The following is a 20,634-nucleotide window of genomic DNA, read 5'->3' as shown; positions in this document are numbered from 1 at the left end:
GCGTAATCGGGTCGATGATCTTGTTGTCGTTAAAAATTTCAGCAGTTTCGGGAATGGAGGAGAAGGGTTTCTTGAAACGAAAACGCAGCATTGGTAAAGCAATACTCTCTTTATGCTTGGCAATTATGCTTGTCTTGCAAACGGTGGCGCTCTCTGTCACTGCATATGCGGATAGCGCGCCAAGCGATTCCGGGGCAGCGGCTGTTAGCGAAGCCGATTTGCCGAGCGCGGACGAACCGCCGTCAGTAACTGAAGCGGTGTACGATGTGCCGAACAATTCCATAGTGATGACGGCAGCCCCGACGGACAAAACGGTGGTATTCATGGATGCCAATGCAACCTTTCCGCTTATGGTGACGCAGGGAACGGACATTGCTCCAGGCGGTACGATCCAGGGCCGACAGGCATTTACCCTTAAATCTGAGGGCCTCAAGGTGCCGGTGAATGGTGATGACGCTGATCCGACTAATGCGGATCCAGGTCTATACATTCAGAAGGGTGATTGGATCGAACTAAAAAGGGATGACTACTTCGCGGATGTGATATTGCCAACAGCTAACAAACCCTTAATGGCAACAACTGAAACGGGTCAGAAGCAGCTTGGCATCGCCCATTTCACCCCGGATAGCATCAAGATTGTATTTAATGGTGACGATTGGTTTTTTAACGGTATTGGACGTGCGGTTACCTTCGGTTTTGAAACCACGGCCAATTCGGATGTAACGGGCATGAATTACGGTGATACAAAGCCTATCTCGATTTTCGGGGGGGCGTATGAGCTATTAAACCCGGATGTAACAGCAGCGTATAGCATGACTTTAAGCTCGCCTGGAATGATCAGGTGGGATCAGTATGGCTATCGCGGAATTCAACCGGCACAATTCGTTGAAGGCGCAATTACTTGGGAGTCCCCTGTATCTGCATACGATCAGTTTGATAAAACAGTTAAATTGCCGTTAGACGGGAAGATATTTTACACAAATCCAGCTACTTATAATACCGGCTTTGGAAATGTCCGCGGTATCTATATGGAGGGTTCGTTCAAAGTAAACGACCAGAAGGTAACTCCGGTTATTGGGGCAGACGGATCGCTGACTTACACTTTTCCACAAGGGACAGGTCTAGATCCAAAGGTTGAATATAAAACATGGATTCCAAAGGAAGCCTATTATTACGAGTATCGAAACCCGCCTAGCAATCTTGGTCGCAGCCATCGGGATATGAATGGCAAAGTGGAACTGAGACAGGACAATAATACGTTGGCGCAGGCGAGTCAGGAGATTTCTTTTGCTCCCGACTGGATACAAGCATCGGGCTCTTATGACCATCCAAATGAAACCATTACATGGAAGGTCACGGTGAACCAATATAACAAAAAAGGGTTAAAAAACTTTACTATCACCAATGTATTGCCTGCTGGGCTGGAGTTTACCTCAGCTACATGGCAGACATGGGAGAATGGCGCTGCATCTGGAGAAACACCAATTACACCAGATTCTAACGGCGTTTATTCCTTTGGCGATGTTGACGGTAAAGTGGAACTAATCATTAAGTCTAAAGTACAAAGCGGTTCCAGCTTCAGAATCGACCCACGTGCTAACTGGAATTTGGATACACCAAGCAGTATTCAGAACAATGATGTAACTACCGGGAGATATCCTGTTGCAGTAACTGACGAGGCAACCATTACCGTCGGCGCGCACGCTTTTACAAAAACAGGCTCTATTTCGATAGAGGATTATAACTTGGGCGCCATCACGTGGACCGTTAATCTAACGCCGCAGTATGCCCTGTCAAATGCGACGGTATACGATGTGCTGGTGCATGACGGAGATTTGAGCGTCTTGGACAACGCTGTGGATAAAACCGGCGAAGTGAGCGCGGAAACAGTTGCTAAAATCAAAGAAAATGTAAATTCCGCGCAGCTTTGGAAGAAGTATCATGAGGGCACCTTGAAGACCAATGCAACCGGCCTGACCATGAAGGCTATTCCTTTAACCGTAGACGGTAAAGTGGTGGCGGATTTGATCAAGGTGACCGGATACACCGACAAAGCTGCATCCTTCAGCTTCCGTGCACTTGAGACGAACCCTGACATCCTCTTCAGGCAGGATATTAACGCAGGGAAAACAAGCTGGAATCGGGCTTTGCTCATTGACGGCGAAACCGTAAAACAAGCGCAAAACAGCACCAACCTGCATCTGCGTATGCTGAACAAGGATATGCTTTTTGCGTCAAAGCCATTGAAAGCTGATGGTACGCCTGAAAATGTTACTCCGAATCACGTTAGCAGTTACATTAGAAACGACAACAATGAGGCATGGACGATTTCTGCCTATGACAGGACAACCAAGACGGTCACATTCCGTTTAGGGGTAAATATGCCTGGATATAACACAGGGGAAATGGCTAAGGACGGCGGTAATCGAGTCATTAGCAATATCAAGCTAGTGGACACACTGCCCGAAGGCTGGGAATTCGTGCCGTTTTCTGAAGGTAAGGATTTTGAGCTTTGGAAAGGATATTCGGACAATGGTTCGGGTACAGAATATGGTGTTAGAAACGATGCCAAAACACTTATTGAACCAGGTACTAGTGCACATGTGGTGAGTTTCTCCCATAGCGGCAACGTAGGTACCTTCACCTTCTCCGAGCTGGAGAGCCCTTATGTCATTTTAGTAAAGGCTAGACCTTCCAATGCGGCTCTGGAGAAATATTTGGAGGAATACACCACGAACGGCACAGACAAGCAGGTGCTGTATAACAAAGCCGACCTTCATATGACATGGGGTGGGGTAGAAAAGGTCCTCACCGAACAGCGCAAAGTTATGGTGCCTATTCAGACTCTGGGCAAGTCGGTAACGAAGCCAGTTCCAGGCGTGCTGGAATGGACGGTGAACTATACCCCGCCATTCAACATGACGCAGGGTGTTTATTTGCAGGATACCCTAGGTGCAGGTATGAATCTGCGCTATGAAGAAAACGGAAAGCTTGTGCTGACAGCGCCTAGTATGGCAGTCTATCCTGCTAAACTGACTGCCAGCGGTGCTCTGGAACGAGAGGGCGCAGCACTGGACCTCAGCGACCCGAATGGTGAAGTTCAAGTAGAAGCTGCACCAGGCGCGGGAGGCACCACCGTTCTCATATTCAAAATGAAAGACCCTAATAAGTTTTACCAGTTTGTGTACCAAACCGAGGTTGACCCTTCTAAAGCGAAAGCTGGCGATAAAATGGGCAACGAGGTAAAGCTGATGGGCGATGATAAGCTGAAAACAGTCAGTGCCAAAAGTGAAAGCACGCTGGACAGTTCAGACGTAGCCGGCAGTTCAAGCTCCAATGCCCTGCTGCCCCTGAAAAAGGTAGATCCCGATGGCAATCCGCTAAAAGGCGTGGAGTTTACGCTCTATAAGAAAGACGACGGAACTCAAATCGCCAAAGGTACAACCGATAGCGGAGGGAAACTGAATCTGCTGTTCCCGGATCCGGGGTATTATGAGTTGAAGGAAACCTATATTGACACAAATACCTGGCTGCCGATCACCCATGTGTATCAGGTGTATGTAGGAAATACGCCAGGCAAGCCTATCTGGGTAGATGGCGTAAAAGTAACCTCCGATAATCCGCTGGTCGTGCCTACGCCGGCCCAAGGAATGCTGACCATCAGCAATAAGGTGGAAGGCAGCGGCAGCGATGCCTCCAAGGATTTTGAATACACCGTGACCTTCACCGGCGAAGGCAAGGACGGAGAGTACACCTATAAGAAGTCGGATAATACGTTTGGCACGATCAAGAGCGGAGGCAAGTTTACCCTCAAGCACGGGGAATCTGTGACGCTCCCGACGTTGCCTGCGGGTCTGGTCTATACCGTAACCGAGGCCGATTATACGACCGTTGACGGTTATATCACCACGCCGGGGACCAGAGAGCTGTCCGGCACAATCGAGAATAAAGGCGACCATAAGGCGGACTTCATCAATGAACGGACCGTCAACAAGCTGACCGTCAGCAATACGGTCATGGGCAACGGCGGCGACAAGACGAAGGCGTTCGAGTACACCGTCATCTTTGAAGAAGCAGGCAAGGATGGAAGCTACGCGTATACGAAGTCGGATGGAGCGACGAGTACACCGGGCACGATCAAGTCTGGCGAATCCTTCACACTTAAGGATGGAGAGACACTGGAAATTATGGATCTGCCTAAGGATCTGAAATACACGGTGACGCAGAAGGACTACACAACTGACGAATACGTGACCACGCCTAAGGAACGGCAGTATACCGGGGTCATGGTGGGGAAAGATGAAGCTGCCCCGTTTACGAATGTGCGAGTTATCGAAGGCAGCCTGCTTATCAGCAACACGGTTAAAGGCAAAGACGACGACAAGTCGAAGCCGTTCCAGTACACGCTCACCTTCACAGGCGAGGGATCGGACAAATCCTACGCCTATGAGAAATCGGACGGCAGCAAGGGAACAATCACGAGCGGAGACACCTTCGAGCTTACCGACGGCCAGACGCTTGTTGTGCAGGGACTCCCGACGTATCTTCAGTATGAGGTGACCCAGGATGATTATACGAAAGACGGCTATGTGACGGATCCTGAAAGTCTCGTTCACACAGGCACCATTCCGGAGAAAACATTGGCAGAGGCACACTTTGAAAATACTCGCCCGTATCTGGAAGGCGTGCTGCGTGACAACAACACAGGAGAAGTCATTCCGAATGCATCCATCACGGTGACCAATCTGAAGACAGGTGAGAAGCAGACGATTCAGACGAGTGAGAAGGGTGAATATTTCGTCCCTGCCGAGGCGGACACCGACTATACGATCACGTATACGAAGGTGTATACGGTAGGCGGAAAAGATGTGCCTATCGAGTTCACGCAAAAAGCAAATGTGGACGGCAACGTGAAAGACGAAACCGTTCCGGCGGTCATAACGGCGGTAGGGATCGTTCTGTTCAAGCAGTTGGATGGGACAACAGCGCTATTCAACGATTCGTTCACCAGCCAGATGCGTATCTATTTGAAGGACAAGGACGGCAATTATATTCAGGAGAACGGTCGTCCTAAGGCGTTCCCGCTGGCTTCGAACGGCACCTTCTCCATAGAAGACGAAGAGCTGAGCGCGCAGCAATACACCATGGAAGTTCGCTATCAAGCTGAAAACGGCGAGGAACTGCTCTTCAAAGTGACGCAGCTGGACGTGAAGGCTAACGGAGAGCTGAATATTTCCGAGGCATTGGTCGACCCTTACGGTACGGTTTATGATGAAACGACAGGAAATGCCACCACTGGCAAGAAAATTGCTGGAGCCAAAGTTACGCTGTATTATGCGGATACGCAGCGGAATAGAGATAACGGCCGCATTCCGGATACGAAAGTAACGCTCCCTCCGGTTCCGAATTTTGCGCCGCATGACAACAAGAGCCCGGAGCAGGATAGCGACGCCAATGGCTTCTATGCATACATGGTGTTTCCTGAGGCGGATTACTATCTGATCGTAACGAAGGACGGATACGAGACGCACAGGAGTGATACGATTTCTGTCGATTTTGACATTGTAAGGTACGACGTGCCAATGAAGCCAATCAACACTGGCGGCGGACCGGGCCCTGTTAACCCTACTCCAGAGCCGGAGAACCCAGGCCCTGTTAACCCAGCCCCAGAGCCGGGGAATCCAGGTCCTGTTAACCCAGCCCCAGAGCCGGGGAATCCAGGTCCTGTCAATCCTGCCCCAGAGCCGGAGAATCCAGGCCCTGTTAGCCCTGCACCAGAACCGGAGAATCCAGGCCCTGCTAACCCTGTTCCAGAGCCAGTAAATCCAGGACCTGTCAGCCCTGTTCCTGACCAGCCTGGTAATTCCGAGCCTGGCAGCGTCAACAATGGGAATAACAACGACAACGTGTCTGATGTAAGCGACTTGGCCGATAAGGGTTCGGGTAATGGAATTAACGAGCTGGACGATGCTCCGAAAACCGGGGACAACAGCGTATCGCCATTCTTCTATCTGGCTCTGGCGCTGATGTCCTTGATGACGATCGTGCTCTGTCTACTCGGTAACAAGAAGAAAGCGCACATCCAGTAGACCGGAAAGGCGGTAAGAAAATGAGCAAAACCAAAAAAATTCTTATCGCCGTTTCTTTCCTTGTATTGGTATTTTCGCTCGTCAATTTTTCGCGAGCTCTCTTGCGGGATTATGTGGAGCAGCAGAAAATCGAAGAGCTGGCAACTGCTTGGGAGGAAGGGTCGGACAAAGGCGGAGGGGCTGCATCCCCCTCCGTTTTGTTCAATAAGGCGAATGAGCCGGTCATGCTTCCCGAATTTCGAGAGCTTTACGAGAGGAACTCGGACATCGTCGGCTGGCTGAAGATGGACGGCACCCGAATTGAGTACCCGGTCATGCAGAATCCACAGGATGCGGATTACTATCTCAATCATGATTTCGATAAAAAGGAGAACAAAGGCGGCCTCCCCTTTTTGGACGCGCATAGCCGGACCAACGGTTCGGACATTGTGCTGATTCATGGCCATCACATGAAAAGCGGCTGGATGTTCAAAGATTTAATGAAGTACAAGAACGAAAGCTTTTACAAAGAGCATGCTGCGTTCCGGTTCAGCACGCTTTACGAACAGGAAGAGTATGAGATTGTTGCCGTCATTCTGTCACAAGTTTATCGCAAATCGGACGATGTTTTTAAATACTACCAGATTGAGAATGTAAGTACGCCCGCCGAGTTCGATTCGTATGTTCAGAACATCAAAAAACTCGCTCTTTATGACACAGGCGTAACAGCCCGGTATGGCGACAAGCTTATTGTACTGTCCACCTGCGAGTACTCGACCGAAAACGGCCGGTTAGCGGTGGTCGCCCGAAAGCGTTCATGACGATGTTGAAACACGAAATTAATCTGCTTCAGTTCGCGTCCTCCCCTTGGAGGACGCGATTTTTTTTGCACGAAGTTTTATTTCACGCCTCACCTTTATCCATTTGTGTCATTGGCTCTAAACCAATTTACAGTATCTCGAATTGGATCCTCAAGGGGTCTAAATGTAACCTCCAGGTTACGGACAGCGAAGTATATCGATAAAAATGAAAGAACCCTCCGAGTCTGGAGAGTTCTTTTCTTTCATTGAGTACCGATTCACTTATCCACTTCATGAATAACCTCAAAAACGCAGTCAGGTCGACGGGGCTTCACATGACGCTGAAGACTCTGATTTTGTCCTTTCCGCAAGCTTCGTAATCGACTCAATGTCTTGATCCGTTAATTGGTCAAGGAAATGTTTGCGTATTGCCTTGGAGACTATGGGACGGGCATCATCCAATGCCGATTTTCCGGCGGGAGTGATGACGACTTGAACACCACGATCCGTGTCTAATGGTTTCCTCATCACAAGTCCGCGTTTTTCCATTCGCGTCAAATGATGGGACAATCGACTCTTATCCCAGTTCATCGAGTCGGCCAATTCCTGTTGGCGAAGGCTTCCGTTCCCCAAAAGGTCTAACCGATCCAATATCCCATAATCACCCTCTGATAGTCCTGTATGCTCAGACATCTCTTTGATTACCCGACCGAAAATGCTCTGAAAGGAGCCTTTCCACATATGCCATATTCGCATTTCCTCTTCGTTCAGCTCGTTCTTATCCATAGAAACATCATAGCATGGTTGACGTGTCAACTGCAATGTGTTATCGTTGCTTTGGTTGACGTGTCAACTACAATGTGTTATCGTTGCTTTGATTGACACATCAACCTGTAAATTCGGTTTATATCAGGATACTGCTTGACCGCTTCTTCCCGGCAACGGTTGGGCCAAACTTTCTCCAAGAAAGGAACATTTATTATGGAAATCAACATTAGTGTATCTGCTCCGGTCATTTCGGCGAAACCGGTAGTTCTATCGGCCCCTGGGCGCGGCGAGGATCTGCAAATGCGAGTGTCTGCGCCCGCGGTAGGAAGTGAATTGCCTATTATTGTGTTTTCTCACGGCTTTGGCTGGTCGCTGGACGGCTACGGCCCATTGGCCGACTACTGGGCTGCTCACGGCTTCGTGGTCATTCAACCCACTCATCTCGACTCGAGGACGCTGAACCTTCCTCCTGAAGATCCCCGTACGCCACGGATCTGGCGTTTCCGAGTCGAGGACCTGAAGCGCATCCTCGATCAGCTTGATGTTATCGAAGCTTCCGTTCCCGGTCTTAGTGGGCGCCTCGATCGGAGCCGCATCGCCGCTGCCGGACACTCCTGGGGCGGTCAGACGGTGAGCATGCTGCTCGGCGCGCGAGTCCTCGATCACAACGGCGAGCCGGGAGAGGATATGTCCGACTCGCGCATCAAGGCGGGCGTGCTGCTTGCCACGACTGGCAAGGGTGGAGCTGACTTGAGTCCGTTCGCGGCTGAGCACTTTCCCTTCATGAATCCGAGTTTCGCGGAGATGAGCACGCCGACCCTTGTGGTGGCGGGGGACCATGACCAGTCCAGACTGTCCACTCGGGGGCCGGACTGGTTCACCGACCCGTACTTCCTGAGCCCGGGCAGCAAGAGCCTGCTCACTCTCTTCGGGGCAGAGCACTCACTCGGCGGGATCTCCGGTTATAGCGTCGCGGAGACGACGGATGAGAGCTCCGAACGAGTTGCCTTGATCCAGCGGCTCACGTTGGCCTACCTTCGCACCACGCTCGACCTTGAAGATTCCAGCTGGCCGGCAGCTTGTGCAGCTCTGGAAGAGAGCGCCATCCCGCTGGGGCGTATTGAGTCCAAGTAAGGGAAGTAGAAAATGAGATAGACAGCCTTTGCTAACACCGGGAATTAGCAAAGGCTGTTTCTATTCTGGAGGCTTGTCACAAGCTTGGACTATTAAAATTAGGACGTCCAAAAATTATGGCAGAGCGTCACGATTTCACTTGAACCTTACGTAACGTAATGTTTTACAATAGAGCTACCGGTACATAGCTAGCGCCAAAGAGTGGAGATGGTTCATGAAGAGACATTGGAAGGTCGGGGATCTCGCCAAGCTGACGGGGCTTACCGTCCGAACCCTGCGGTTTTATGATCAAATCGGGTTGTTCTCTCCGTCGGGGCAAACGGAATCCGGCCACAGGCTGTACAATGAATCGGATTTGTCGCGTTTGCACCAGATATTATCGCTTAAGGAGCTGGGATTATCTCTGGAGGAGATTAAATCGGCCTTAAATGGCGGGCAGATTAGTCCGCTTGAGATCGTGGAACTGCAGATCGACCAAATCAAAGAACAGATTAAACTGCAGCAGAAACTATTGGAGCAGCTAAGATATGTATCCAAGCTTATGCAGGGCAAGGCGGAATTAACGGTTGAGGATTTCACGAGTCTCCTGCAGGCGATGAAGATGAGATTTGAGAAACCGGTCATTGAGCGGCAAACGGGTTGGGAGCGACATTTGGACCTGTTGGGAGATTTTCTTGCCGAAGAGAATGGAATTTCGAAACATAAGGAGGAAAATGAATGAACGAACGATTCGTCAAGCATGGAACCTTCGTCGTAGAACGGGTTTATGCCGCTACACCGGAGCGGGTTTATCAAGCATGGGCCGACCCGATTGCTAAAGCCAAGTGGTTTTCGAAGCCGGAGATCTTCGATTTCCAGGTTGGGGGACGGGAGTACAGCCGCGGCGGGCCGCCGGAAGGGCCGGTCTTTACCTTCGATGCCAGCTACCAGGAGCTTGTTCCAGAGCAGCGTATTGTCTATACGTACACACTGGATTCAGGGGACGTACGCATCTCCGTCTCGGTCACAACGGTCGAGCTTATCAAGGTGGAGGGCGGTACGAAATTGATTTATACAGAGCAAGGCGCATTCTTTGACGGACATGATACGCCAGAAATACGGGAACACGGGACAAATATCATGTTGGACACACTGGGCAAGGTAGTAGAAGTGGAGGTAGGAACATGACCATGGGCATAGGTGAGAATGAACTCATCGCTTCGCGCGACTACGATGTCCCGCAGGAGCTTGTGTATCGGGCATGGACAACCCCTGGTTTATTAGCAAAGTGGTGGGGGCCCAAAGGCTTCGAGAATACGTTTCACAAGTGCGATATGAGGCCGGGAGGTACGTGGAAGTTCACCATGCACGGACCGGATGGCGTGGATTATCCTAACCATAATGTCTTTGTTGAGTTCGTGCCGACGGAGCGGGTCGTGATTGATCATCTAAACGTTCACGAATTTCGGGTGACGGCTACCTTCGAGGTCTTCGATGGCCGGACCAGAGTCACCTTCCGTCAACGTTTCAAGAAAAAAGAGGATTTTGAAAAAGCTAAGCCTATCTGCATAGAAGCGAATGAACAGCAGCTTGACCGACTTGGCAAGGTGCTGGCGGAATGGGGCGACTAGCTTTGTAATTTGATATCGGCATTGACCCGAAATGACTCCTGCCTATGTGATGACTCTAAAATGGTCGCCGTTCACGATCCCTGTCGGACATCCAAGCCGAAAGAATCTTTTGTCACCCGTTGGTGCGAGATGAACATGGACTGCAGGAACAGCGTCTTCAGGATGATTACCTGCGTGAAGCGTTGGATATCCGTGAGGAAGCTTTTGACGACTTCATTCGGATGACGAGTCCGGCACAAGCCGTGGATAAGCTATCGGAACTCGTAGGCATGTCTTTATGGAGTGATTTCGAGTGGCTGCCGTATGAAGAAGAACTGAAAGACCGGTTTAAAAAATACGAGTTTGCATGAGCTGTGTATAGCTCTGGCTTGTACCCCTATATTTTAAGACCGAGACACATTAAGCCATGACTATAGGCTTCATAAAATAACGCGGGAACTGGCAATGGAGCCAGTTCCCTTCTTTATTGTTCGCCGGCCTGAAAATTCAGGTGAAAAGTAGGTAGACTCAGAACAAACGATCTCTATAATGGAATAATAGACATATGTTGCGAGGGGAAAAGGTGAGACGATTTGAAAGCAAATCGGATGGAAGCATTCAGCGATGGCGTGTTGGCCATCATTATTACGATCATGGTGCTGGAATTCAAAGTGCCGGAAGGCCATGACTGGCATGCGCTAGTCGAATTAGGCCCAAAACTAGTTAGTTATATTTTCAGTTTCGTCTATGTCGGCATCTACTGGAACAATCATCATCACCTGCTGCATATGGTTCGAACGATGAACGGGCGGTTGATGTGGCTCAACTTGCTGCTGCTGTTCTGGCTATCCCTTGTGCCGTTCACGACAGCTTGGATGGGGGAAAGCCATTTTGCACCTACACCGACGGCGCTGTACGGGATCATTCTATTCTTAGCTGCGCTCTCGTACTGGCTGCTTCAGCGCATGATTATGAATCAGCATTCCGGAGATTCCCCATTCGCTGGAGCGATGGGCAAGGATGGAAAGGGGAAACTATCTCCTTTACTCTACTTGACGGCGGCCTTGACCGCCTATGTGAGTGTTTGGATATCCGGCTTCTTTTTTGTGCTTGTTGCCATAATCTGGTTCATGCCGGATAAGCGAATCGAGCACGCCTTGAGAAGCCACTAAGAAAAGCTCTTCGATTCTCGCATGCGGGCGGGTATCGAAGAGCTTTTTAGGTTTATCAAACGGACCTTTGTTCGATCCTGGCTTTGCTTTTCATCGGCATAAATAATGTGATAACTAACGCGATGACGGCCAAAATCATCATAAAGTAGTAGGCGTCGCTTGCCCCTAAAATGGATGTAAGGGATTTAAGGAGTTCAGCAGTCGTTGTAGGATTGTTCTGCATCACATCAGTTGCATGGCTGGTCGCCTGCACGGTATAAATCGTAATCACGACGGCAGTACCAATGGCGCCGGCAATTTGGCGAACGGTATTGTTTACCGCGGTACCGTGCGTACCGAGGTGTTTAGGCAGCGCATTGAGTCCGGCCGTATTGAGCGGCATGGTAATGAAGCTTAATCCGATCCGCAGGCCAATGGTACGAAGCATCAAATACATATACGTGGTCGACTCAGATAAATCTGTTACCGCCCACATGGATGGAATAATAAACAGCAAACCAATGATGAACAGCGGCCTCGCACCGAAACGATCGTATAACCTGCCGGTGACGGGTGACATCAGCGCATTGACGACCGCACCCGGCAATAAGAGCAGTCCTGCATCGAATGCTGTAAAACCGCGACCGTCCTGCAGATAAATAGGCAGTAAAATCATGTCTGCGTACATCAACATCGTGACTAATACGTTAATAAGGGACGTTAACGTAAAGATTTTGTTTTTGAAGACAGACAGGTTCAACAGGGGATCATCGGACCTGACTTGTCGGATACAGAATATGGCCGTGACCACGATCCCGATGCCTAAGGACAGGATGACCATGGCATCGTCCCAGCCTTTACTGCCTGCACTGCTGAAGCCGTATAAAATAAAGCCGAATCCGACGGTTGATAGAAAAACGCTTCCCACATCAAGCTTCGACTTGGCCGTTTCTGATACATTGACCAAATACTTGAATGCCAATGCGATGACCATGATGACAAGTGGGATGAGACCGATAAATAACCACCGCCAAGAGTGATACTCGACAATAAATCCCGAGAGCGTCGGCCCGATGGCGGGCGCGAAAATCATGGCCAGTCCCAGCAGTCCCATAGCGCTGCCGCGTTTTTCAACGGGGAAGATGGCGAGCACAACACTCATCATAAGCGGCATGACAATTCCCGCACCGGCCGCTTGGATCATCCGTCCTAACAAGAGCGCAACAAAGCTTGGCGCCGCCGCGCAGATGGCTGAACCGATTAATAAAAACGCCATGGCGCTTATAAATAATTGCCGCGTGGTAAAGCGTTTCATTAAATAGGCCGTAATCGGAATCAATATCCCGTTAACCAGCATAAATCCCGTTGAAATCCATTGTACGGTGGCCGCCGTGACATCAAATACATCCATTAGATTGCTTAAGGCGACATTTAACAGCGTCTGATTGAGCGTGGATAAGAAACAACCAAGGATTAAGATGGTTAGTAATATCCCTTTATTTATGTTCTTTATGTCTTCTTGCATGGTGTTGTCCTCTCTTCATTGCTTTTTCGACACAGTGTCAATAAAATATATCTTATCAGCATTGAAGAGTGATTCCTATTTACAATTCTGCTGAAACTGTCGACTAAACGACAGTATAGGAAGATCGGTCGATGAAGTGACAAAAAAATGATAATCGAGGGATGACATGCCTGAACATAAAAAAGTGGATCCACGAGCCGTTCGCTCCAAAAAGCTGCTGAAACAGGCCGTTTTTTCACTACTGGCCGACAATCTGGAAATCTCTCAATTGACCGTCCAAAAAATCGCAACCCGCGCAGAGCTAAATCGTGCCACGTTTTATTTGCATTATGAGGACATTAACGATTTACTGCGCCAGATCGTGCATGAGATCTTTGACGACCTGTCCATGAAAGTCGAGCCGTTATTACAAGTGAAGAGCAGAAACGAACGGGAGCAGCTGATTACATTTTTAAATTATTTTTATGAATACCGTAACATTTTCGCCGTGTTGGTTGAGCATACGGGCTTCAAAACCCACTTGTCGAACCTATTGAAAAACACGATAGAACAACGCAGAAACGCCAGAAACATCCATTCCACCAGTCGGGTTGCCTCCGTTGATATTGTGGCAGCATCGCTTCTGGGAATTATTATGTGGTGGATTAAGGATGGTACCGAGCATAGCGCTGAATACATTGCGGATCAGATTACCTTGATGTATAGAAGAAAGTATGTGTAACCGATAAGGCGCAAAGAGGCGAAGCTTGGAACGTTAGAACCAACATGCATAGGGACATTGCAAATATTCCCAGTCCTCTATATCATGGACGTATCTTATGTAAAAGCCTATCAAAGGAGATACATCCGCGGAACTGCACTGGGAAATCATCGAAAAATAATAGTGACAGCCAGTATAGATATCCTGGCCCTGGAGGAGAAGAACATGCACACATGGGAAAGCTTAATGAAGCAATTAGAGCAGTTGGGCATTGACGGAAAAGGGACCTTGTTGGTCCATTCTTCCATGAAGAGTATGGGGCCGGTCGAAGGCGGCGCGGACACGGTCCTCGATGCGCTGACAGCGTATATGAAAGAGGGGCTGCTGGTGCTGCCTACCCATACGTGGTCTTATATCAATGCGGATAATCCGAAATTTTACGTGGACCAATCCCCGTCCTGTGTCGGCATCCTGCCGGAGCTTTTTCGCAAACGCCCGGATGTGGTGCGTTCGCTGCACCCCACGCATTCCGTGGCGGCATTGGGTCTGGATGCCATCCCGTTCACAAACGACGATCATCGTTTCGACACGCCATGCGCTAGAGGATCCGCTTGGGGCAAGCTGCTTGACCGCAAGGCGACGATTTTGTTAGTGGGTGTCGATTTAAAGCGCAACACCTTTATTCATGGAGTCGAGGAGTGGGTGGACATTCCGGGCAGGCTAACGGATGGCCATGAGAAGTTGTACACGGTTTTACCGGATGGAACGGAAATCCCGGTGCCTTCCCGCAGACATTGCGGGTTGTCGTGGTCGGAGCATTTTTGGAAGGTTGATGAGGTCCTGGAAAGTCGGGGCGCGATGCATAAGGGGCATCTTGGCGATGCGGTTGTCCGGGTATGCGATGCGGCCGCGGTGGCCGATGTCATAACGGAAATGCTCAAGGACAATCCGGATTTGTTCTCGGATAATCATCCCTTGGACCATACCATGCCTTACGTTTAGACGAGGACTTTTATCGAATGTGACTTCAATGGCAAGGGCGGGAAATGGCCCGAACAACAATACGGTTGACCGGATATACGCGCGGGAAGTTTTTACATTAGGCGGCAGGTGGGCATAATGGAACCATTGCATGGACAGAAAGGAAGGAATGGCATGTCTACGGAAACGAATCCTCCCTGTGTCATTTTGCCCGAAGAGCAAGCGCCCGAAGATATGCAGCATTGCGAACGCTGCGAATTGTGCAGACAGCGGAATCGCGTCATCTGGGGGGAAGGCAATCCACAAGGCTCGCTGATGATGATCCTGGATAATCCGGGAGCCCGGGAGGACCGGGAGGGTAACCCGTTCTTGTGCGGGACCCGGGAAACCCTCCAACTCGGCATGAAGGAAGCGGGTATCGATATCCACTCGGTTTACGTCACTTATTTGCTGAAACGACGGCCAACCCGTGCTTACGATAAGCCTGCAACCCGAGCGGCATGCCTTCCGCATTTGCAGTCGCAGCTCCTTCAGAAGCAGCCGCTCGTACTATTTGGCTTTGGCAATGTCGTAGTCGAGGGATTATTCCCGCAGAAGGAGAATGCCACCGTCAAGGAGCTGCGGGGGAGCTGGCATGAATTTGAAGGAATCCCGATTGGCTTTACCTATCATCCACTGGCCGTTAGAAGAAGACCCAATTTGCTTAGGTTCTTTATCGAGGATTTGAAAGGTTTGAGGACGAAGTGGGAGGAGAGCGCAGGGAGGGGGACATAAACAAGGAGCGAACGCACCCGGCGTCCGCTCCTTTTGCTGCAGCTTATTACATCAAGGTTTCCATAAAATGCTCCCTTTAGCGATTACAAATAAATCCTCCGCGCTTCCTCATTAAAGAACGCAATCACACTCGTATAATCGGCAATATCGATCCGGTGATGCCGCAGGATCTTCTGCATAAAGATAGCATCCGTAAAAAGGGAATTAATCATTCTCTCGCACCATACCGGCGTATCTTTAAAATAATCCACCAAATGATGAATTTGCTCAAATTCAAAATAAAGGACATAACAGGCATAATTCTGAAGCAGCATACGGAAGCAATGATCGCGGTAAGGGGTGGAGCGAGCGTCCGAGAGAAAGTCGCTCATGATCCCGAATAGCGTCGTTTTATCCACCGAATGCATGTGCATAAAACCATCCGCGTCATTGATCAGCCGCAGTAGGGCCTCTAATCCTTCTTCCGGTGGCATCTCCAGCTTGGCCGATTTGCCCTCGATGGACCTTAACAGCTCCAACGTAAGATCTTGGCATGCCTGGATTTCAGGGGGAGCAATGAATATTTGATCTTTGTGCTTGTCGAGATGCTCGCTGTAGTAATCGTGATATGCAGTTACATAATGCTCAACATGAATGTTGGTTTTCGTATGGATCAAATCATGCCCGCGGAATGAAAAGGCATAGAGGGTCTCCTCATTCACCGGGTGCGCGTAAAGATAGAAAAAGAAGAAAAAGTCTCTCAATTGCAGCCTTTGTTCCTCGTTCAAGCAGGTGACATCGTTCAATTGAGACAACTGAAAGAAACCATAGCTCTTCATGAAATCATTCATGGCATTGTACGGGTTGGTCTTGGCTATGGACGTCGTTGCATTGATCGTAAACAGCAGATAATAGAATACCAATTCATCATAGACGTCCAGCTGTTCAAAAGAGTCGGACAGCACAGGCTTCCAGTCCGGGCTCGCAACATAGTGGGCGTCCCTCGGCTGAAATTCATACGTCCACTCCACAAAAGCCTCTTCGTTACGCTCGGCAAAGAATAATTCAGCGCCACCGTCCTCAAGAAGGCCGTATACAAAGCCGCCTATCGGAGTAGACGGTAATCCTCTATTGAATTTCAAATTGAGATATTCATTATATAGGAATTGAAGTTTCATCGGTCATATCCTCGGTTCGTAAGGGTTTCATTCATCATGAACACGGCAGTAGCTAACACGGATCCTTAATAGATATTCAACATCCAGCAGGGCATTCCTCTAGTTTCGCGGCAGATGGACGTTATCTGAAAGCAGCGACATGCCATGCCTTCTTCATAAGCGGCGGATCCTCAAAAACCTGCGGCACGCTCCTTTTGCGTTCTCTTCAGCAAAACCTCCTGAACTAGTCTCTGGATAACCTATGTGGACAAGTTGAGAGATTCGGCACATCCACTTCCAAGCCTATTGACTCTATAACACGTTCGGTGGGAACGAACGGAATGAAGAGTGCCGTTTACGGCACAGCCCGTCCATGCCGCCCCAGTACAGCAGTGCTCGTTCACAGAGATGCAGAATGCAATTGCCGGGTTTACGGAAACGGTGTACACTGGGGGCCGAAGTGACCAATATAGAACAGGGTGTGTTACATATTTTCAGACTGCGCCAATTTTATTTAAACCATCTGAAGCGAAAGATGTTCAACAAAATCGTCGTGCTGTATTCGGCCGTCATGATCGTGCTGTTCGCGATTGCGGCGACCTTGGTCTATCAATACCAGACGCAGCGCATACTCCGCGAGGAGACGGATGCCAATCTCAAATCCGCGCATGTCCTGAATATCTATTTGAGCCGGCAGTATGAGAGCATCCAAAATATATTCCAGCAGATTTACGGCGACGCCACGCTGAGCGACGAGCTGATCTATTTTTTGAACAATGAATATGAAAGTTACCTCAAATACCGCCTGGATTTGTACACCAAGACGGGGGAGCAGCGTTTGCGGTCCTTCAATACCCTGCTGAAGAATTACCTGGAGCAGGAGCCCAGCGCCAAAAGCGTGTCCATCTACAGTTATCCGAACGATTTTTATATGCACATCAGCCGGACCAACCAGCAGCTGAATAATGAATCCGGTTCCAAAAGCAAGTGGGAGAACTGGTTCGCCCGCCGGGAGCAGCACAGCTGGGATACCATGCCGCTAAACGAGCTTTCAGGTTCAGCCGCAGGCTCCAGTGCAAGGTCCTATTCCTATTCGCGAGAGCTGAAGGACCCTTGGACCCTGGAACGGGTAGGCATGTTGAACGTGGAGTTCGACGCCCGGCAAATATCAACCTGGCTGGAGAGCAGAGCTTCGGTCAAAGGCCGGATCATGGTGTTGAACGCCCAGGGAACCGTGATTTACGACTCGGAGGATGTGTATTACGGTCAAACCTATCCCTACCGCTTGGAGCCGGAAAAAGCCGGAGACTGGGTGGAACTGGACGAACCCTCCAAAGTGAACATGTTGAATGTCGGGAATGCGGGCTTGTCAGTGGTGGGAATCGTGTCGAAATCCTCGATCGAGGAGAACACGGAGAGTTTGAGGACCGGACTGATCCTGGTCACGCTTGTGTTTATGGCGGCCAGCTTTGCGATTACGTTCACAATCGTTCGAAAATTCTCCAAAAAAGTGCAGCGGATCATCCGCTCAATGAACCGCATCGGCGAAGGCGATCTGTCGACGCGCATCCAGATGTCCGGCGAAGACGAGCTTCAGCAAATTTCCCGCCGGTTCAACGACATGGGCGACCGATTGGAGCAATACATCGATAAGATGTACACCTCGGAAATCAAGCAAAAAAACGCGGAGCTGGTTGCCCTGCAGTCGCAGATCAATCCCCATTTTTTATACAATACGCTGGAGTCTATTCGCATGAAGGCGTATTTCGTGGGGGCGAAGGAAGTGGGCCAAATGATATACAGCCTGTCGGTCATGTTCAAGAATATGGTGAAGAAGAGCACGATGGTTACCGTTGAAGAGGAGATCGATATGTGCTCGGTTTACCTCGACTTGTTCCGCATCCGCTATGAAGGGCGACTGGAGACGGAAATTGAGGTCGATCCGGAAATCCAAAACCTCAGCATTATCAAGCTGCTCGTCCAGCCGATCGTGGAAAACTATATCGTTCACGGATTCCGTCCGCTTGAGGACGATAATAAAATTTCAGTCTGTGCCCACGGGGCAGAGGACCGCGTCGTGATTACCGTCTCGGACAATGGAACGGGCATACCGGAGGAAAAGCTGATCCAGATCCGGCAGACGCTGGACAAGGTTCTCCAGCCTCCCGACAAGGGCTACCGTTCGATCGGGCTGATGAACGTGCATGAACGGATCGTTCTGAATTACGGAAGCGATTACGGAGTGACCATCCGCAGCACGGAGGGGCAGGGAACCGAGGTTCGCATGGAAATACCGAAGCTTCGCAAGGGGGAGACGACATGAGGAGCGTGTTTTTTGTTGATGATGAGCCTTTGATTGCTCAGGGATTGGCCACGATTGTGGATTGGCAGGAATACGATCTGCACGTGTCCGGTTCGGCCAACGATGGGCTGCAGGCGCTGGAGAAATTGAGGGAAGAGCCTGTGGATCTGCTGATCACGGATATTATGATGCCAAGAATGAACGGACTTGAACTCATCAAGAAGGTAAAAGCCATGCATCCCCGCACCAAGTTCATTGTGCTTAGCGGGTATGAGGAATTCGAATATGTGAAGATAGGGATCACGCTCGGCATCCAAAATTACATTCTGAAGCCGATCAACATTGAGGAGTTGGAGGCGACGATCAAGCATATCCGGGGCGATTGGGAACGCGAGGAGCTGAAGCGGTTTCGCTCCGAGGAGGATTGGAAGATTCTCCGCAGCAATATTTTGCAGCGATGGGTGAGTGGTGAAATCAAAAGCTCGGAGCTCAAGCAAAGAGCCGAGCTTCTCGGCATTCCACTGCATTATCCGTCTTACCAGGTTAACGTGCTGCGGCTCATATCCGACGAGCGCTCGGTATCCCAGCTCTTCCGCCTGACCAGCCTGGCGGATGAATGCTGCCAAGCTCTTTCGGAGGAGCTTGGGGCAGATCATGAGGTCATTTGTTTTCCCGATGCGGATGACGACATCGTTGTTTTGACGGCCTCGATGAAGGAGCGCAAGGATGCCGAGCGGGAGGGGACGCGAAGCGCCATGGCCAAGCTGCGGCAGCTGACTGGCTTGCGCATGTGGTGCGCCGAAGGTCATGCGGCTGTCCATGATTTTAAAGATATTCAGGAGAGCTACAGGTTAGCGAAAGGCCATTTCAACGCCTGCCTGATTGCAGGAGAGGAAGAGACCTTGTACCATCCGCCTGCGGAACCGGAATCCGATCCGGCATCTTCGCCGTCGGTTCGTCCCGATGCCTTCGCGAAGCTGCTGATCGAAGGCGATGTTTCGTCTTTGCAGGCCTACATCGAATCCGTTCTTGACGGCGGCAGCGGGGCGCAGACGGTACCCAGGGGAGCCTGCATGAATGCGGCTGTGCAACTGATGATAGCGGCAAAGGATGTGGAGAAAAGCCCCGACTACAGCGAGGTGTTCACGCCAATGCACCGGATCAATACGCTCCAGGGGCTCCGAAGCCATGTATGGCGCATTGTCGAGCGCAGCCTCCAGCGCCTGCAGGAAGCGGATCAGGGGTACAGCCTCCATGTGTCGTTCCTTGTGGAGCAGGTGCAGCACCATTATCCGGAAGAGCTATCCTTGAAGACGCTGAGCCAGCGGCTGCAGATGCATCCGAATTATTTGGGGCAGCTCTTTCAGCAGGAGGTCGGCGCAAGCTTTTCGGATTATTTGAACCAGTACCGCATCGAGAAAGCGACGCAGCTCCTGCTGCATACCGATCAGAAGACGGCGGATATCGCTTTCAGCGTAGGTTACACGGACAGCTCGTACTTTTACAGGCAATTCAAAAAATATACGGGCGTATCTCCAACCGAGATGAGGTCCATGTATCGGATTTAACACCAACGTTTCTCTTTGCGACAGGCTCAAGGCGAATCCGCTTTGGCCTGTTTTTCTTGTTGTTTGTGGAGGATTCTCTGGAGGATTCTTTAATTTATCCATCCCGTTCTAGTATTTTTCAACTTGAGGGCGGTAGCG

The 20,634-nt window shown here is 50.2% G+C and carries 16 protein-coding genes; 13 read left to right on the top strand and 3 right to left on the bottom strand.

Translation table 11 applies throughout. The annotated features are described in order from the left end of the window. The first annotated feature begins 71 nt into the window (after positions 1 to 71). Together M1D70_RS30975 and M1D70_RS30970 are read left to right on the top strand one after the other, a co-directional pair. Complete coding sequence (locus tag M1D70_RS30975) at positions 72 to 6,089, top strand: DUF7601 domain-containing protein (protein WP_456288798.1); 6,018 nt, start codon at positions 72 to 74, stop codon at positions 6,087 to 6,089. Positions 6,090 to 6,109: 20 nt separating this feature from the next. Next, positions 6,110 to 6,889, top strand: coding sequence for a sortase domain-containing protein (locus tag M1D70_RS30970; RefSeq protein ID WP_456288797.1), 780 nt, complete (start codon positions 6,110 to 6,112; stop codon positions 6,887 to 6,889). A 294-nt stretch (positions 6,890 to 7,183) separates the two neighbouring features. Here M1D70_RS30970 and M1D70_RS30965 read toward each other — a convergent pair whose 3' ends face one another. Next, complete coding sequence (locus M1D70_RS30965; protein WP_456288796.1) at positions 7,184 to 7,654, bottom strand: MarR family winged helix-turn-helix transcriptional regulator; 471 nt, start codon at positions 7,652 to 7,654, stop codon at positions 7,184 to 7,186. A 195-nt stretch (positions 7,655 to 7,849) separates the two neighbouring features. Between M1D70_RS30965 and M1D70_RS30960 the strand changes: the two genes are divergently transcribed. The 6 genes from M1D70_RS30960 to M1D70_RS30935 all read left to right on the top strand — a co-directional run bounded on the left by M1D70_RS30960 (position 7,850) and on the right by M1D70_RS30935 (position 11,531). Continuing rightward, a complete protein-coding gene (locus M1D70_RS30960; protein WP_456288795.1) occupies positions 7,850 to 8,770 on the top strand; it encodes an alpha/beta hydrolase family protein in 921 nt (306 codons plus the stop codon). Positions 8,771 to 8,984: 214 nt separating this feature from the next. Then, positions 8,985 to 9,491, top strand: coding sequence for a MerR family transcriptional regulator (locus M1D70_RS30955; protein WP_015738063.1), 507 nt, complete (start codon positions 8,985 to 8,987; stop codon positions 9,489 to 9,491). Further along, complete coding sequence (locus M1D70_RS30950; RefSeq protein ID WP_456288794.1) at positions 9,488 to 9,937, top strand: SRPBCC family protein; 450 nt, start codon at positions 9,488 to 9,490, stop codon at positions 9,935 to 9,937. Before M1D70_RS30955 ends, M1D70_RS30950 begins: the two co-directional genes overlap by 4 nt. Before the next feature lie 2 nt (positions 9,938 to 9,939). Beyond that, positions 9,940 to 10,380: an SRPBCC family protein gene (locus M1D70_RS30945; protein WP_456290518.1), complete on the top strand. Its 441-nt coding sequence runs from the start codon at positions 9,940 to 9,942 to the stop codon at positions 10,378 to 10,380. Between the two features lie 122 nt (positions 10,381 to 10,502). Further along, positions 10,503 to 10,730: a hypothetical protein gene (locus M1D70_RS30940; protein WP_456288793.1), complete on the top strand. Its 228-nt coding sequence runs from the start codon at positions 10,503 to 10,505 to the stop codon at positions 10,728 to 10,730. 222 nt (positions 10,731 to 10,952) lie between these two features. Further along, a complete protein-coding gene (locus M1D70_RS30935) occupies positions 10,953 to 11,531 on the top strand; it encodes a TMEM175 family protein (protein WP_433941885.1) in 579 nt (192 codons plus the stop codon). Between the two features lie 55 nt (positions 11,532 to 11,586). Here M1D70_RS30935 and M1D70_RS30930 read toward each other — a convergent pair whose 3' ends face one another. Then, positions 11,587 to 13,035: a DHA2 family efflux MFS transporter permease subunit gene (locus tag M1D70_RS30930; protein ID WP_456288792.1), complete on the bottom strand. Its 1,449-nt coding sequence runs from the start codon at positions 13,033 to 13,035 to the stop codon at positions 11,587 to 11,589. A 166-nt stretch (positions 13,036 to 13,201) separates the two neighbouring features. Between M1D70_RS30930 and M1D70_RS30925 the strand changes: the two genes are divergently transcribed. The 3 genes from M1D70_RS30925 to M1D70_RS30915 all read left to right on the top strand — a co-directional run bounded on the left by M1D70_RS30925 (position 13,202) and on the right by M1D70_RS30915 (position 15,490). Next, positions 13,202 to 13,756: a TetR-like C-terminal domain-containing protein gene (locus M1D70_RS30925; RefSeq protein WP_456288791.1), complete on the top strand. Its 555-nt coding sequence runs from the start codon at positions 13,202 to 13,204 to the stop codon at positions 13,754 to 13,756. Between the two features lie 204 nt (positions 13,757 to 13,960). Further along, the gene (locus tag M1D70_RS30920; RefSeq protein ID WP_456288790.1) at positions 13,961 to 14,737 is read left to right on the top strand and encodes an AAC(3) family N-acetyltransferase; all 777 of its coding nucleotides are present in this window, start codon (positions 13,961 to 13,963) and stop codon (positions 14,735 to 14,737) included. A gap of 153 nt (positions 14,738 to 14,890) precedes the next feature. Continuing rightward, the gene (locus M1D70_RS30915; RefSeq protein ID WP_009590963.1) at positions 14,891 to 15,490 is read left to right on the top strand and encodes a uracil-DNA glycosylase; all 600 of its coding nucleotides are present in this window, start codon (positions 14,891 to 14,893) and stop codon (positions 15,488 to 15,490) included. A gap of 83 nt (positions 15,491 to 15,573) precedes the next feature. Here the strand turns inward: M1D70_RS30915 and M1D70_RS30910 are convergent, their stop codons facing one another. Continuing rightward, complete coding sequence (locus tag M1D70_RS30910) at positions 15,574 to 16,647, bottom strand: hypothetical protein (RefSeq protein WP_456288789.1); 1,074 nt, start codon at positions 16,645 to 16,647, stop codon at positions 15,574 to 15,576. 439 nt (positions 16,648 to 17,086) lie between these two features. On the opposite strand from M1D70_RS30910, the gene M1D70_RS30905 reads away from it, so the two are divergent. Then, positions 17,087 to 18,949, top strand: coding sequence for a sensor histidine kinase (locus tag M1D70_RS30905; RefSeq protein ID WP_456288788.1), 1,863 nt, complete (start codon positions 17,087 to 17,089; stop codon positions 18,947 to 18,949). After that, positions 18,946 to 20,496: a response regulator gene (locus tag M1D70_RS30900; RefSeq protein WP_456288787.1), complete on the top strand. Its 1,551-nt coding sequence runs from the start codon at positions 18,946 to 18,948 to the stop codon at positions 20,494 to 20,496. Before M1D70_RS30905 ends, M1D70_RS30900 begins: the two co-directional genes overlap by 4 nt. The last annotated feature ends 138 nt before the right edge of the window (positions 20,497 to 20,634 follow it).

The sequence above is a fragment of the Paenibacillus sp. AK002 genome (genome assembly GCF_053903045.1).
This window is presented reverse-complemented; position numbering and strand designations above follow the sequence as displayed.